General features: G+C 59.4%; 9 protein-coding genes. 6 read left to right on the top strand and 3 right to left on the bottom strand.

Translation table 11 applies throughout. The features are described 5' to 3' along the window. Nucleotides 1-39: 39 nt before the first annotated feature. The 3 genes from AC13F2_RS04220 to rpoB form a co-directional block, all read right to left on the bottom strand. The gene (locus tag AC13F2_RS04220) at nucleotides 40-2,412 is read right to left on the bottom strand and encodes a putative bifunctional diguanylate cyclase/phosphodiesterase (protein ID WP_482964403.1); all 2,373 of its coding nucleotides are present in this window, start codon (nucleotides 2,410-2,412) and stop codon (nucleotides 40-42) included. Between the two features lie 172 nt (nucleotides 2,413-2,584). Next, entirely contained in the window at nucleotides 2,585-6,910 is a 4,326-nt protein-coding gene (rpoC, locus tag AC13F2_RS04215; protein ID WP_103023020.1) for a DNA-directed RNA polymerase subunit beta', read from the bottom strand. Between the two features lie 59 nt (nucleotides 6,911-6,969). Next, nucleotides 6,970-11,172, bottom strand: coding sequence for a DNA-directed RNA polymerase subunit beta (gene rpoB / locus AC13F2_RS04210; protein ID WP_482964402.1), 4,203 nt, complete (start codon nucleotides 11,170-11,172; stop codon nucleotides 6,970-6,972). A 575-nt stretch (nucleotides 11,173-11,747) separates the two neighbouring features. Here rpoB and AC13F2_RS04205 point away from each other — a divergent pair. The 6 genes from AC13F2_RS04205 (at nucleotide 11,748) to AC13F2_RS04180 (ending at nucleotide 15,470) form a co-directional block, all read left to right on the top strand. Then, nucleotides 11,748-11,987, top strand: a complete 240-nt coding sequence (locus AC13F2_RS04205; protein WP_103023015.1) for a hypothetical protein — start codon at nucleotides 11,748-11,750, stop codon at nucleotides 11,985-11,987. A 157-nt stretch (nucleotides 11,988-12,144) separates the two neighbouring features. Then, nucleotides 12,145-12,405, top strand: a complete 261-nt coding sequence (locus tag AC13F2_RS04200; protein ID WP_482964401.1) for a hypothetical protein — start codon at nucleotides 12,145-12,147, stop codon at nucleotides 12,403-12,405. Between the two features lie 313 nt (nucleotides 12,406-12,718). Next, complete coding sequence (rplJ, locus tag AC13F2_RS04195; RefSeq protein ID WP_103023013.1) at nucleotides 12,719-13,234, top strand: 50S ribosomal protein L10; 516 nt, start codon at nucleotides 12,719-12,721, stop codon at nucleotides 13,232-13,234. Between the two features lie 81 nt (nucleotides 13,235-13,315). After that, on the top strand, nucleotides 13,316-13,693 hold the full coding sequence (gene rplL / locus AC13F2_RS04190; RefSeq protein WP_103023012.1) for a 50S ribosomal protein L7/L12: 378 nt from the start codon (nucleotides 13,316-13,318) through the stop codon (nucleotides 13,691-13,693). Between the two features lie 389 nt (nucleotides 13,694-14,082). Then, a complete protein-coding gene (locus AC13F2_RS04185) occupies nucleotides 14,083-14,508 on the top strand; it encodes a curli assembly protein CsgF (protein WP_345725348.1) in 426 nt (141 codons plus the stop codon). Between the two features lie 11 nt (nucleotides 14,509-14,519). Continuing rightward, nucleotides 14,520-15,470 carry a CsgG/HfaB family protein gene (locus tag AC13F2_RS04180; protein ID WP_482970447.1) on the top strand — a complete coding sequence of 317 codons (951 nt, stop codon included), beginning with the start codon at nucleotides 14,520-14,522 and terminating at the stop codon, nucleotides 15,468-15,470. Nucleotides 15,471-15,478: the final 8 nt, after the last annotated feature.

The raw sequence follows: 15,478 nt of genomic DNA, 5'->3' as shown, positions 1-15,478 counted from the left end.
TCCGCGCCGATAGCGGAGGGCGGCTGGCTTGGCGAGAGGTCAGCTGGCGCGTCGTGGGCTTTGCTTCACGCTTGCCTCGCGCGTGCGGCGGTAGGCCAGTATCCCACTGACCGCCCCACCGCGCATGGCGGCATCGACGGCATCGGCCGTGGCGAAGTTCTCTCCTGGCACCGGTTCGCAGATCAGATAGCCCTGCGCTTCCTGACAGCCGAGCCTGCGCAGGAGATCGAGCTGGTCGCGCGTTTCGACGCCTTCCGCCGTGGTCGCCATACCCAACGCTTCGGCAAGCTTGGTGATGCTCGAAACGATCGCCTGGTTGTCGGCAGAACTCTCCACTCCGTCGACGAAGTCCTTGTCGATCTTGATCCGGTCGAAGGGAAAACGGCGCAGGTAACTCAGAGAAGAATAGCCGATGCCGAAATCGTCCAGCGCGATGCGGGTGCCCAATTCCCGAAGCTTCTGGAGATTGCCCATGCTGATGGAGCTTTCCTGCATCAGGACATGCTCGGTGATTTCGAACTCCACCCGTTCGGGCGCAATGCCATGTGCATGCAACGATTGGGCAATCACCTTCACCAGATGCGGGCTGCGCACCTGTGTAGGCGAGAGATTGATGGCAATACGGAAATGGCCCTCCCACTTTGCCGTTTCCGCAAAGGCTTGCCGGATCGACCACTCGCCAATCGGAACGATCAAGCCCGTTTCTTCCGCAACTTCGAGGAAATCCGCCGGGCCGATAATTCCGCGCTTGGGATGGTACCAGCGCAGGAGCGCTTCATATCCGACAACCGAACCCGATTGCAGGTCGATCACCGGCTGATAATGGAGGTTGAGCTGTCCTCGGGCCACCGCTTCGCGTAAATCGATTTCAATTTCGCGGCGCTCTCGGGCCGCCAGATCGATGGACTGATCGTAGAGTGCGAGAGTGTCACGCCCTTTGTTCTTGGCAGCAAAGAGAGCAAGATCCGCACGGCGCATCAATTCCTCGGCATCGCAACTTCCGTCGCTGCTTCTGGCGATGCCGACGCTGCCCGACACGCGATAGATCTGACCATCAATTTCGAACGGATCACGGATAGCGGCAAGGAAACTGTGCGCCCTTTCAATAAGCATGCCGGCCCCGGAACGCGTTTCGACGAGGATGGCAAATTCGTCGCCCCCCAGCCTCGCGACCAAATCCTGTCCGCGGACTTCCTGTTCAAGTCGTTTACCGACCTCGCGGAGCAACCTGTCGCCCATGAGATGTCCGCGCGTGTCGTTGACTGCCTTGAAGTCGTCCAGATCGAGGTAGAACAGGGCAATGTTGCGCACCCTTTCGTTCTGATCCAGCGCAGCACGCAGGCGTTCGTTAAAGAGATAGCGATTAGCGAGCCCGGTCAAATTGTCGTAATGCGCCATGAAGGCGACACGCTCTTCGATCATCCGATCGCTCGTCACATCCCGTGCGACGCCGCTGATTTGGCCATCGTTACGCGGCCTGGCGGAGAGCTTCCAGTAGCGCATCTCCCCGTTGATCCTCAATTTGAGCACCAGATCGTGGAAGCGGCTGCGTTCAGTGAGATGCCGCGCAAAAATGGCGCGGTTCGCATCCGCCATGAACATGTCGATCAGCGGCTTTCCTTCGAGCGTTTCGGCAGGCTTCTCGGCTGCCATTGCGAACCGCTCGGCCACGTTACGGAGATTGCCGGCTTCGTCGACCGTCCAGAGCCAGTCGGACGAATGCTCTTCGTAATCGTTGAGCAACAAGCGAACCGTGTCGGTCGCTTCACGGCGGTTCATCTCGGCTTCGAGCCACTCGACAATCTGCCGCTCCTGCTCGCGCGTCGAGCCGAGCAGCGCGATGACGAAAAGCGCGAGCAGGATCAGGGCGGGCAAACCCGCCATACCAGTGCCGATCCAGATGGCAGCGGTGATTGAAATTGCCATCACGGCTACGTGGAAGATCGCAGCACTCGGCGCCGTTCTGTGAACCAGCAAAACGCCGCAAAGCACGGCGATTGCCACAACTGCGAGCACAACTGCGTCCAGACCATGCGCGACCGGCGCCAAATACGGGAAGATTCCGGCCCAGACCAAGGATCCCAGCCATTGCAACATGACGAAACGGCGCCAGTGTCTGCGCAACTCGGCCAAGGAGGGACTGTCACGGTCGAGAATGCTGTCAAAGACGACATAGACCGCGATCAGCACAAACTGCACGGTTGCCCAACCTATCAGGACCGCAAGATCAGCCTGATCGCGGAAGGTGTAGACAAGCGCCACAATCGACCCGAGCGCTGGAAGCAGGGACAACGTCGCCCCGGCCGTGAAATCTCTCATTCTGCGGGTCAGCAGAAGTTGTCCGACCGCAGCGTGCCCGTCCGGACTTCCGCCGGTTCCATACGCTTCGGTATCGGGCCCTTCTACTGCCACGAAATTCCCCGCATTGCGGTCACTTTCCCCCATGTACCGATAGTTAAGGTGCAACTACTCAAACCTGCCGTCAAGCAAACAAGCGCGGGTGTGCTTTCCGCTGAGTACAACGAAAAGGCCCCGCCGGATCGCTCCAGCGGGGCCCTTTCTGTGCGGTTGCCGTAAGGCGGACTTATTCGCCGTCTTTCGCATCCTCGTTCAGGTAATCGCCTGCATCAGCGTCGGTGCCGTGGGTTTCCCCTTCCATGGTCGCCAGCGGATCGTCGCCGATTGCCGCCTCGGGTCCCTGCGCAAGTTCGGCTTCGTGCTCTTCCGCCGCGGTATTGGCAGCGATGATCGCATCCTGAGCCTTCTTCCACTGGGCCCGCAGAGCAGCATCGCGGCTCGACGCGGTGATGCGCATGCGGTTCATGCCGGCACCGGTGCCTGCCGGAATGAGACGGCCAACGATCACGTTTTCCTTCAGACCGACCAGCGTGTCCTTCTTCCCTTCGACCGCGGCCTGCGTCAGCACGCGCGTCGTTTCCTGGAACGAAGCCGCAGAGATGAACGACCGCGTCTGGAGCGAGGCCTTGGTGATGCCGAGCAGGATCGGGGTACCCTTGGCGGGTTCCTTGTTCCTGCCGAGCTTCGCATTGGTCTCGTTCAGTTCTTCCAGATCGACCTGCTCGCCGGGAAGCAGCACGGTGTCGCCACCGTCGGTGATCTCGACCTTCTGCAGCATCTGGCGAACGATCACCTCGATGTGCTTGTCGTTGATCTTCACACCCTGCAGTCGGTAGACTTCCTGGATTTCGTTGACGAGATATTCGGCCAGTGCCTCGACGCCCATGACTTCGAGAATGTCGTGCGGGTTGGGCGAGCCGGAAATCAGGGTATCACCCTTCTTAACGAAGTCGCCTTCCTGCACGTCGATCACCTTGGTCTTGGGGATCAGGTACTCAACTGCATCACCTTCCTCGGGGACGATCGCAATCTTGCGCTTCGCCTTGTATTCGCGAACGAATTCAATCTTGCCCGAAATCTTGGCGATGACCGAATTGTCCTTCGGCAGACGCGCTTCGAACAGTTCGGCGACACGCGGCAGACCGCCGGTGATGTCGCGGGTCTTGGCAGCTTCACGCGAAGCACGGGCGAGGATGTCACCCTCCGAAACCTGCTGATTGTCTTCGACCGAGAGAACGGTACCGGGCGCCAGCATGTAACGCGCGGCTTCGCTTTCGTCGCCGGCATCGTTGAACAACGTCAGACGGGGACGCAGATCATCCTTCTTGCGACCAGCGGTACGCATTTCGGTGACGACGCGCTGAGCAATGCCGGTAGCATCGTCGACGCGTTCTTCCATCGTCGTACCATCGACAAGGTCCTGATACTTCACGACGCCCGACTGTTCGGTGATGATCGGCAAGCTGAACGGATCCCATTCGGCCAGACGATCGCCTTCCTTCACCTTGCCGCCATCCTTGTGCATCAGCACGGTACCGTATGGCACCTTGTGAATCTCGCGTTCACGGCCTTCGGCGTCGATCACAGCCAGTTCGCCGTTGCGGGCGAGCGAAAGAATCCGACCCTTCTTGTCGACAATCGTCGGCATGTCGCGATACACGACCTTACCGTCCGAGATCGCTTCGAGATGGCTCGTTTCGTTAAGCTGTGCAGCACCGCCGATGTGGAAGGTACGCATGGTCAGCTGCGTGCCGGGTTCACCGATCGACTGCGCGGCGATCACACCGACAGCTTCACCGATGTTGACCGGCGTACCGCGAGCAAGGTCGCGACCGTAGCAGGTGGCGCAAACACCCTGACTTGCCTCACAGACCAGCGGCGAACGGATCTTGGCCACCTGTACTTCAGCAGCTTCGATTTCCTTCACCATCGGCTCGTCGATCAGCGTACCGGCCTTGACGATGACCTCATCGGTCGCCGCGTTGACGATGTCTTCGGCCGTGGTCCGGCCCAGAATACGTTCGCCAAGCGAGGCGATGACCGAGCCGCCCTGTACGATAGCGCGCATTTCCAGCGCATTCTCGGTTTTGCAGTCTTCCTCGATGATGACGCAGTCCTGCGACACGTCGACGAGGCGGCGGGTCAGGTAACCCGAGTTAGCCGTCTTCAACGCGGTGTCCGCGAGGCCCTTACGGGCGCCGTGGGTCGAGTTGAAGTATTCAAGGACGTTCAGGCCTTCCTTGAAGTTCGAGATAATCGGGTTCTCGATGATTTCGCCACTCGGCTTGGCCATCAGGCCGCGCATGCCGGCGAGCTGCTTCATCTGAGCGGGCGAACCACGCGCACCGGAGTGCGCCATCATGTAGATCGAGTTGATCTCGGCCTGAACACCATCGTCGCCGATCGGTCGAGCCTTGATCTTTTCCATCATCGCATCGGCCACGCGGTCGCCGCACTGGCTCCACGCATCGATCACCTTGTTGTACTTTTCCTGCTGGGTGATCAGGCCGTCCTGGTACTGCTGCTCGTAATCGGCAACCAGCGCCTTGGTCGTTTCGACCATGCCTTCCTTTTCTTCGGGGATGATCATGTCATCCTTGCCGAAGGAAATGCCGGCCTTGAACGCGTGGCGGAAACCGAGCGACATGATCGCGTCGGCAAACAGCACGGTGTCCTTCTGGCCGGTGTGACGATAGACTTCGTCGATTACGTCGGCGATGTCCTTCTTGGTCAGCAGGCGGTTCACGATGTCGAACGGAACCTTGTGGTTCTTCGGCAGACATTCACCGATCAGCATGCGTCCGGCAGTGGTTTCGAACCGCTTCATGGCGATATTGCCATCTTCGTCAGCCTGCGGAACTCGGGCGAGGATCTTGGTGTGAAGCGAGACCTGCTTCGTTTCCAGCGCCTGATGAACCTCTGCCATGTCCGAGAACATCTGCAGCTTCTCGACCTGGTTGCCGTCTGAATCCTCGGCGAATTCGGGCGTCTTTTCCTGGCGTTCCATCGACAGGTAATAAAGGCCCAGGACCATGTCCTGCGAAGGCACGATGATCGGCTTGCCGTTGGCGGGCGAGAGGATGTTGTTGGTCGACATCATCAGCACGCGCGCCTCCAGCTGCGCTTCGAGGCTCAGCGGGACGTGCACGGCCATCTGGTCGCCGTCGAAGTCGGCGTTGAAGGCGGCGCAGACCAGCGGGTGAAGCTGGATGGCCTTGCCTTCGATCAGCACGGGTTCGAACGCCTGAATGCCAAGACGGTGGAGCGTGGGTGCACGGTTCAGGAGAACCGGGTGTTCGCGGATGACTTCATCCAGGATGTCCCAGACTTCCTTGCGCTCCTTCTCGACCCACTTCTTCGCCTGCTTCAGCGTCATGCTGAGGCCCTTGGCGTCGAGGCGGGCGTAGATGAACGGCTTGAACAGTTCGAGCGCCATCTTCTTGGGCAGACCGCACTGGTGCAGCTTCAATTCCGGACCGGTCACGATGACCGAACGGCCCGAATAGTCCACGCGCTTACCCAGAAGGTTCTGACGGAAGCGGCCCTGCTTGCCCTTGAGCATGTCGGAGAGCGACTTCAGCGGACGCTTGTTGGCACCGGTGATGACGCGGCCGCGGCGGCCGTTGTCGAACAGGGCGTCGACCGCTTCCTGAAGCATGCGCTTTTCGTTGCGGACGATAATGTCCGGTGCGCGCAGTTCCATCAGCCGCTTGAGGCGGTTGTTGCGGTTGATCACCCGGCGATAGAGGTCGTTGAGATCCGATGTCGCAAAACGGCCACCATCGAGCGGCACCAGCGGGCGCAGTTCGGGCGGAATGACCGGCACGACTTCGAGGATCATCCACTCAGGGCGGTTGCCCGATTCGATGAAGCTTTCAACGACCTTGAGCCGCTTGATGATTTTGGCAGGCTTAAGCTTCGACTTTGTCGTCGCCAGCTCTTCCAGAAGGTCCTCTTTCTCACGGTCGAGATCGAGATCCATCAGCATGAACTTGACCGCTTCGGCACCGATACCGGCGCTGAAGCTGTCTTCGCCATACTCGTCCTGCGCTTCGAGCAGTTCGTCTTCGGTCAGCAGCTGGAATTTTTCCAGCGGCGTCAGGCCGGGTTCGGTGACGATGTAGCTTTCGAAGTACAGCACACGCTCGAGCTGCTTAAGCTGCATGTCGAGCAGCAGGCCGATGCGGCTGGGGAGCGACTTCAGGAACCAGATATGCGCAACCGGCGCGGCCAGTTCGATGTGGCCCATGCGCTCGCGGCGAACCTTGGTTACGGTAACTTCGACGCCGCACTTTTCGCAGACGACGCCCTTGTACTTCATGCGCTTGTATTTGCCGCACAGGCATTCGTAGTCCTTTACCGGACCGAAGATGCGCGCGCAGAACAGCCCGTCACGTTCAGGCTTGAACGTGCGGTAGTTGATCGTTTCCGGCTTCTTGATTTCGCCGAAGGACCACGAGCGGATGCGCTCGGGGCTTGCGATGCCGATCTGGATCTCGTCGAAGGTTTCGGGCTTCGCGAGCTGGTTGGTGAATTTGGTCAGTTCGTTCATGACTTAATTCCCTAAACGGGTGAATTCTCTGGGACGGAAGCGGTGGGGGCCGAAGCCCCCTATTCCGCCGCTATAGCGAGACCATCGTCGTCTTCGTCGGTCAGAGACTTGAGTTCGACATTGAGGCCCAGGCTGCGCATTTCCTTGACGAGCACGTTGAAGCTCTCCGGAATGCCCGCTTCGAAGGTGTCGTCGCCCTTGACGATGGCTTCGTAGACCTTGGTACGTCCGATCACGTCGTCCGACTTCACGGTGAGGATTTCCTGCAGCGTGTAGGCAGCGCCGTAGGCCTGAAGTGCCCAGACCTCCATTTCCCCGAAGCGCTGGCCACCGAACTGCGCCTTACCGCCCAGCGGCTGCTGGGTGACGAGGCTGTAGGGACCGATCGAACGGGCGTGGATCTTGTCGTCGACGAGGTGGTGCAGCTTGAGCATATAGATGATGCCAACGGTGACCTTGCGGTCAAAGGCTTCACCCGTGCGCCCGTCGAACAGGACCGACTGGCCGGAGCTGTGCAGACCCGCCTTTTCGAGCTCGATCGTTACGTCGCCTTCGCGCGCACCGTCGAACACCGGCGTACCCATCGGAACGCCTGCGGTCAGGTTGCTGGCCAGCTCGACCACTTCGGCGGTCGAACGGCTGTCGATCGCGTCGTGATACTCCTCGCCGTAGACTTCCTTCAGGCGGTCGATAACGGCTTCGGGCGGCTTTGCCTGGGCATAGTCTTCCGAAGCGTTGGGGTTGTCCTTCTTCCACTCTTCAAGCTGCTCACCGATCTGGTGACCTAAATTGCGGGCCGCCATGCCGAGATGCGTTTCGAAGATCTGGCCGACGTTCATACGACTGGGAACGCCCAGCGGGTTGAGCACGATATCGACCGGCGTCCCGTCTTCGAGGAACGGCATGTCCTCGATGGGCAGGATGCGGCTGATGACGCCCTTGTTCCCGTGACGGCCGGCCATCTTGTCGCCCGGCTGCAGCTTGCGCTTCACCGCGACGAAGACCTTGACCATCTTGAGCACACCCGGAGCGAGTTCGTCACCGCGCTCGAGCTTTTCCTTACGGTCTTCGAACTTCTCTTCGATGATCTTGACCGCTTCGTCGTACTGCGACTTGACCGCTTCAAGTTGCGCCTGACGGCCATCGTCCGCCACGGCGAACTTGAACCATTCGTGCCGGTCGATTTCGTCCAGAAGCTCTTCGGAAATCTCCGTGCCCTTCTTGACGCCTTTCGGCGCCGCCGAGGCGGTCTGCCCCGCGAGCATATCGCGCAGGCGGTTGTAGGTAGCCCGGTTGAGAATGGCGCGCTCGTCGTTCGAGTCCTTGCGGAGACGTTCGATTTCCTCGTTCTGAATCGCGCGGGTACGGTCGTCGATCTCGATACCGTGACGGTTGAAAACGCGAACCTCGACAACGGTGCCTGCAACGCCCGGGGGCAGGCGGAGCGATGTGTCGCGCACGTCGCTGGCCTTTTCACCGAAGATGGCGCGCAGAAGCTTTTCTTCCGGCGTCATCGGGCTTTCGCCCTTTGGCGTGATCTTGCCGCACAGGATATCGCCCGGATGCACTTCCGCACCGATGTAGACGATGCCCGCTTCGTCGAGGTTGCGCAGGGCTTCCTCGCCGACATTGGGAATGTCGCGGGTGATGTCTTCAGGGCCGAGCTTCGTGTCGCGGGCCATGACTTCGAATTCCTCGATATGGATCGAGGTGAAGACGTCGTCCTTTACGATACGTTCGGAGATGAGGATACTATCCTCATAGTTGTAGCCGTTCCATGGCATGAAGGCGACGAGGCTGTTCCGGCCCAGTGCCAGTTCGCCCAGATCGGTCGAAGGACCGTCAGCGATGATGTCGCCTGGCTCGACCGTTTCGCCCACCTTCACCAGCGGACGCTGGTTGATGCAGGTGTCCTGGTTCGAACGCTGGAACTTCTGCAGCGTGTAGATATCGACGCCCGACTGTCCGGCCTCGACATCGCCGATCGCACGGATAACGATACGCGTGGCATCGACCTGGTCGACGATACCGCCGCGCGTCGCTGCGATGGCAGCGCCGGAATCGCGGGCCACGGTTTCTTCCATACCGGTGCCGACCCAAGGCGCTTCGGCCTTGACCAGCGGAACGGCCTGGCGCTGCATGTTCGATCCCATCAGCGCGCGGTTGGCGTCATCGTTTTCCAGGAACGGAATGAGCGATGCCGCGACCGAAACGAGCTGCTTGGGGCTGACGTCCATCAGGGTGATGGATTCGCGCGGCGCCATCAGGTTGTCGCCATCGTGACGGGCCGAAACCAGTTCCTCGACGAACGAACCATCCGTGGTGAGATCGGCCGAAGCCTGAGCCACCGTGTGTTTCTGCTCTTCCATCGCCGAGAGGTAGATGACCTCGTCGGTGACCTTGCCGTCAACGACCTTGCGGTACGGCGTTTCGATAAAGCCGTACTTGTTGACGCGGGCGAAGGTCGACAGCGAGTTGATCAGACCGATGTTCGGGCCTTCCGGCGTTTCGATCGGACAGATACGACCATAGTGCGTCGGGTGAACGTCGCGGACTTCGAAGCCGGCGCGTTCGCGGGTAAGGCCGCCCGGGCCGAGCGCCGACACGCGGCGCTTGTGGGTGACTTCCGACAGCGGGTTGGTCTGGTCCATGAACTGCGAAAGCTGGCTCGAACCGAAGAACTCGCGCACGGCGGCCACGGCAGGCTTCGCATTGATCAGGTCGTTCGGCATGACGGTCGATACATCGACGCTGCTCATGCGCTCCTTGACGGCGCGCTCCATGCGCAACAGGCCGACGCGATACTGGTTTTCCAGCAGCTCGCCCACCGAACGCACGCGGCGGTTGCCGAGATTGTCGATGTCGTCGACGTCGCCCTTGCCGTCCTTGAGGTCGACCAGTTCCTTGACCACGGCCAGGATGTCTTCCTTGCGCAGCGTGGTCACGGTGTCTTCGGCGTCCAGCTCGAGACGCATGTTCAACTTCACGCGGCCAACGGCAGACAGATCGTAACGCTCACTATCGAAGAACAGGCCTTCGAACAGAGCTTCTGCAGTTTCCTTGGTCGGCGGTTCGCCTGGACGCATGACCTTGTAGATCGCCTCCAGACCTTCGTCACGATTTTCGGCCTTGTCGACCTTGAGCGTGTTGCGCATCCACGCGCCGGTGCTGACGTGATCGATGTCCAGCAGATCCATCGCATCGATGCCGGCAGCATCAAGAACTTCGAGGTTTTCTGCCGAAACTTCGTCGCCCGCTTCAATGTAGATGCGACCGGTCTTCTCGTCGATCATGTCACGCGATGCATAATGGCCGAAGATTTCCTCGGTTGGCAGCAGCAGCGTTTCGAGACCGTCCTTGGCAGCCTTGTTGGCCGCACGCGGACTGATCTTCTGACCGGCGGGGAACACTTCTTCGCCAGTCTTCGCATCGATCAGCGGGAAAGCCGGCTTCTGGCCACGCCATTGCTCGGCGACGAAAGGAATGTTCCAGCCTTCGCCCTTCTTGCCCGTCGCCCGCTTCCAGGTGACGGTGTTGTAGAAGTGCGAGAGAATGTCTTCGTCATCCAAACCGAGCGCGAACAGCAGCGACGTGACCGGCAGCTTGCGCTTGCGGTCGATACGCACGTTGACGATGTCCTTGGCGTCGAATTCGAAATCAAGCCACGAACCGCGATACGGAATGATGCGGGCAGCGAAGAGGAGCTTGCCCGAAGAATGGGTCTTGCCGCGATCATGGTCGAACAGCACACCTGGCGAACGGTGCATCTGCGATACGATGACACGCTCGGTACCGTTGATGATGAAGGTACCATTGCCCGTCATCAGGGGCATGTCGCCCATATAGACGTCCTGCTCCTTGATATCGAGAACCGAGCGCGTTTCGGTTTCCTGGTCCACCTCGAACACGATCAGGCGCAGCGTGACCTTCATCGGGGCGGCATAGGTGATGCCGCGCTGGCGACATTCCACGATATCGTATTTCGGCTGCTCGAGCTCGTAATGCACGAAGTCGAGTTCGGCTGTCCCGGCGAAGTCGCGAATCGGGAATACGCTGCGAAGAGTCTTCTCGAGGCCGGAAACGTAATCGATTTCCTTGTTCGAACGCAGGAACTGTTCGTAGCTCTCGCGCTGGACCTCGATCAGGTTCGGCATATCGACGACTTCGTGGATGTCGCCGAAGATCTTGCGGATACGACGCTTCGCCGTGCCCTGCGCGTTTGCGCCCCGGGTTTTCTTCGGAGCTTTCGCCATGGTAGCCATAAGGGGTAGTTACCTCTTCTCGTGTGCGCCGGCGCCTGCGCGGACAGGGCCGGAATTCGTTTCTCATGCGCGTGAGATCATAGCCGGGACGCGAAAAGGCCGCAGCGTCCTGCACACCGGTTCCGGTGGCCTGCTGCAGCTTCTCTAGCGTCGCGATTATGGAAACGCCGCTTCCATCCTGTGTCCAATTCCCGCGCATGAATCGGACTCGCTCGAAGCGTGCGGTCGAACGGGCATATAGGAAGCATGCCGCAAAGGGTCAAGCAGAGGGAAATTTGGTCACCTGACTAGTGACGACATTCTTAACCCCGACAGCAGGCAAGCCTTTTATCTCCTCGGATCCTTGATCGAATTGGGATGATGCGGGCTGGTTCGCAGTTGCCGTTATTGCCGCACGCAATAGGCGTGCAGCGCGCAGTGTTCCGACCAGGCACACAAATGCGTCTAGATTCGATCCGAAACTAGGTGCTCTCCACCAAAAAATTCGACGACGCCGCGAGAATATGTCTTTTCGCGGGCGAAAATATGGCTATTTTAAGGCTACGCCAATCCAGGCGTTACAGGAATATTGTCACATGAAGAAGATCGCTCTCGTCGCCGCACTTCCGTTCGCGCTGACTCTCGCCGCTTGTGGCGAACAGGCTGCTGACGAAACCACCGCAGACGAAATGGCTCCGGCTGAAGCAGTCGACGAAACCGTTGTTGTCGAAGAAACCCCGGTTGCCGATCCGATGGCAACCGAAGGCGCCATGATGGAAGAAACCGTCACTGCCACCGAAACGCCGATGGCTGAAGAAACCACTCCGGCTGAATAATCGGACTTCCGTTTACTGCGCCCTGCGCGAAACGGTACGATTAACGAAAGGCCTGTCCCTCATGGGGGGCGGGCCTTTTTCGCGTCAAAAGGGCTTTTTTGGAACCGATGGCAATTGTGGCGGTTTTATGGCCATGCTCTCGAAAGGAGATTATGACATGAAGAAGTTTGCTATCATCGCCGCCCTCCCCTTCGCCCTTTCGGTTGCCGCCTGCGGCGACTCCGTTGACGGAACCGACACCACGGATCTCGAAGCCAACGCTGTCGAGCCTATGGATCAGGGCATGAGCGATCCGATGGAAACGCCCGCACCGATGATGACGGGCACCGAAACCGGTACCATGGACGATACCATGACCACTCCGCCCACCGGCACCGCTACGGGTGAGCCCATGGAATCGGATCCGATGGCAGAATAACGCTGGAGTCGATGACTCACGCGGGTTCTGCTTGACAGAATCACCCAAATCCTTAGAGGCCCGCCACCGAACGGCGGGCCTTTTTGGTTTGCCCGTTCATCCGTCCGAGACAGTTGGTGACCGGAATGTGCCGGTCTTAATTTCCAGCCTAGACGGGGAACAGAGATTTCATGACGATGTTCTGCATCGTCGTTTCGCGCCTGTTGGTGCACCTCCTTCCCCCTCAACGGACTCGCCCGTGTCGCTTCGGTGGCGCGGACAAACGTAGCCGGTCGTTCGCCGCAAGCGAACGGCCATAGTGAAGGAGTATGGCATGGATCGTTCGCAGAAAGCCGATGCGGTCGCCCAGCTCAGCGAAGTCTTCAACCAGGCAGGCGTGGTCGTCGTGACCCGCAACCTGGGCCTTACGGTCGCTCAGTCGACCGAACTGCGCTCGAAGATGCGTGAAGCCGGTGCGACTTACCAGGTTGCGAAGAACCGTCTCGCCAAGCTCGCCCTGAAGGACACCGACTACGCAGGTCTCGACGAGTACCTGTCCGGTCCGACCGCCCTTGGTTATTCCGAGGATCCGGTTGCTGCGGCCAAGGCCGTGGTGGATTTCGCCAAGACCACCGACAAGATTGAAATCGTCGGCGGTTCGATGGGCGCGCAGAAGCTCGACGAAGCAGGGGTCAAGGCACTCGCCTCGATGCCGAGCCTCGACGAACTTCGTGGCACGATCGTGGGCCTCCTCAACGCGCCGGCGACCAAGGTCGTCCGCACGATCAAGGAACCCACCTCGATGCTCGCACGCGTATTCGGTGCCTACGGCGCCAAAGAAGCCGCGTAAGAGCTGGTTCCCGCATAGAACACATATTCATCGGGGCAGACCCAATCGGGCTCCCCGGCCTTATATTTGGAGTGAAACATCATGGCCGATATCGCCAAGCTTGTTGAAGAACTGTCGAAGCTGACTGTCATGGAAGCCGCTGAGCTTGCCAAGGCGCTTGAAGAAGAGTGGGGCGTTAGCGCTGCTGCTGCTGTTGCCGTTGCTGGCCCTGCTGCCGGTGGTGACGCTGGTGCGGCTGCTGAAGAGCAGACCGAATTCGACGTCGTCCTGACCGGCGACGGTGGCAAGAAGATCCAGGTGATCAAGGAAGTCCGCGCCATCACCGGTCTGGGCCTCTCGGAAGCCAAGGCTCTCGTCGAAGGCGCGCCCAAGCCGCTCAAGGAAGGCGTCAACAAGGCAGAAGCCGAAGAAATCAAGGGCAAGATCGAAGCAGCCGGCGGTACCGTCGAACTCAAGTAAGCTTTTCGCTTACGCTTCGATCTCGTTTCGAGATCACGAAAGGGCGGCACCGCAAGGCGCCGCCCTTTTTACGATTCGCACTGCTCGTATTGATATCCCATTGTAGCTTGATTAGCCTTGTTCGGTGCCGCTTCTTGGAGCACTAGCCTCTTGTAACATAACAGATAGCAGATTTTTCAGTGACTTGCCGTTTCACGAGACGCTGTTGAAAACGCATTCGGACGTGCTTGTACCAAATCGGGTCAGTGCTTAACGAAACCTAAATGGGGGTTCTCACCAACAGCGCCCGCGAGTAGCGTGAGTTCCACAACGAGTCGCATAATGAATCAGCTCATCGTCTGACGGACAAATCCGCAGTCGATATTCGATCACGACTTGGGGGTTTTGGGGTGTCTACAGGGAAAATCGGCTTCTTCTTCGGAGCCGTGTTCATGCTTTCTACTGTGCCGCTTTCGGCGCAGGATCTGGTTCACGAACCGATCAGTCCTACATTCGGTGGAAACCCGTTCAACTCGAACCACATTCTCGGGACCGCAAACGCACAGAATAAATATCGCGACCCCAATTCTTCGAGCAGTAATTCGCAAGCCGATATTTTTGCACGGCAATTGCAGTCACGCCTGTTGTCCGCCCTGTCCTCGCAGGTCGTTGACGCGATCTTCGGCGATAATCCGCAGGAAAGCGGCACCATCAGCTTCGGCGGGCAGACAATCGAATTCTTCCGCTCACTCGATTCCGTCACGCTCGTCATCACCAACGATGACACCGGTGAAGAGACGCGGATCGTCGTGCCGTTGTTTGTTGAGGTCGACTGAACATGCGGATCGTGCGCACCCTCGCCGCAGCCGCAGCCTGCATTGCGCTCATGGGCTGTACCACCCTCACCAACAGCGGCCGCGACTTCCTGCCAACCGACACCAGTCTCGCCTATTTCCCGAAAAAGACCCAGACGCAGGTCCTACTGAACGACTTGCCGGCTCCCCAGCGTCAGGTCGCAGTTGCAGTTTATGGTTTCACGGACCAGACCGGGCAATTCAAACCGACCGAGGCGGGTCAAACGCTGTCGCGTGCCGTCACCCAGGGTGCCAGCTCGATGCTGGTGAAGGCGCTACAAGAAGCGGGTAGTCGGCAGTGGTTCACCATTGTGGAGCGCGAGCGGCTGGATAACCTGCTCAAGGAAAGACAGATCATTTCCGAGATGCGTAAGCGCTACCTCGGCGAAGAAGGCGTCAATCCGAACGCCTTGCCTGCTCTGCTGTTCGCCGGCGTTCTGCTCGAAGGCGGCATCGTGGGCTACGATACCAATACCGTGACCGGCGGCGCCGGTGCAGCCTTCCTGGGTATCGGCGGACGCACCGAATATCGTCAGGATACGGTCACGGTGTATCTGCGCGCGGTATCGGTCCGTACGGGCGAGGTTCTGACTACGGTGACGGCTTCCAAGACGATCGCTTCCCAAGCGGTCGGTGCCAGCGCCTATCGCTTCGTTGCATTCAAGGAATTGCTCGAAGCGGAGTTTGGCTACACCACTAACGAACCCGACCAGATCGCCTTGCAGCAGGCCGTCGAAAAGGCGGTTTTCGGCTTGGTCATGGAAGGGGTCGATCTCGATCTCTGGCAGTTCGCCGACATGGCGAATGCCGAGCCTTTGCGTGCGCTTTACCGTAAGGAACGCGACGGTGTCTACGAGGCCCGTGACGTGCAGAAAGCCTTCCAAAAGGCCGGATCCTTCAGCGCACTGACTATTGTCGACAAGGACGACGAGGAGAAGAATTGAGAGCCGAC

The organism is Qipengyuania sp. L-5Y (genome assembly GCF_056859455.1).
Note: the sequence above shows the minus strand (reverse complement) of the source record. Positions and strands in the feature narration are given on the sequence as shown.

Coding starts and splice junctions, on each gene's coding strand:
- rpoC (WP_103023020.1), bottom strand. CDS start 6,910: ATGAACGAACTGACCAAATTCACCAACCAGCTCGCGAAGCCCGAAACC.
- rpoB (WP_482964402.1), bottom strand. CDS start 11,172: ATGGCTACCATGGCGAAAGCTCCGAAGAAAACCCGGGGCGCAAACGCG.
- AC13F2_RS04205 (WP_103023015.1), top strand. CDS start 11,748: ATGAAGAAGATCGCTCTCGTCGCCGCACTTCCGTTCGCGCTGACTCTC.
- AC13F2_RS04200 (WP_482964401.1), top strand. CDS start 12,145: ATGAAGAAGTTTGCTATCATCGCCGCCCTCCCCTTCGCCCTTTCGGTT.
- rplJ (WP_103023013.1), top strand. CDS start 12,719: ATGGATCGTTCGCAGAAAGCCGATGCGGTCGCCCAGCTCAGCGAAGTC.
- rplL (WP_103023012.1), top strand. CDS start 13,316: ATGGCCGATATCGCCAAGCTTGTTGAAGAACTGTCGAAGCTGACTGTC.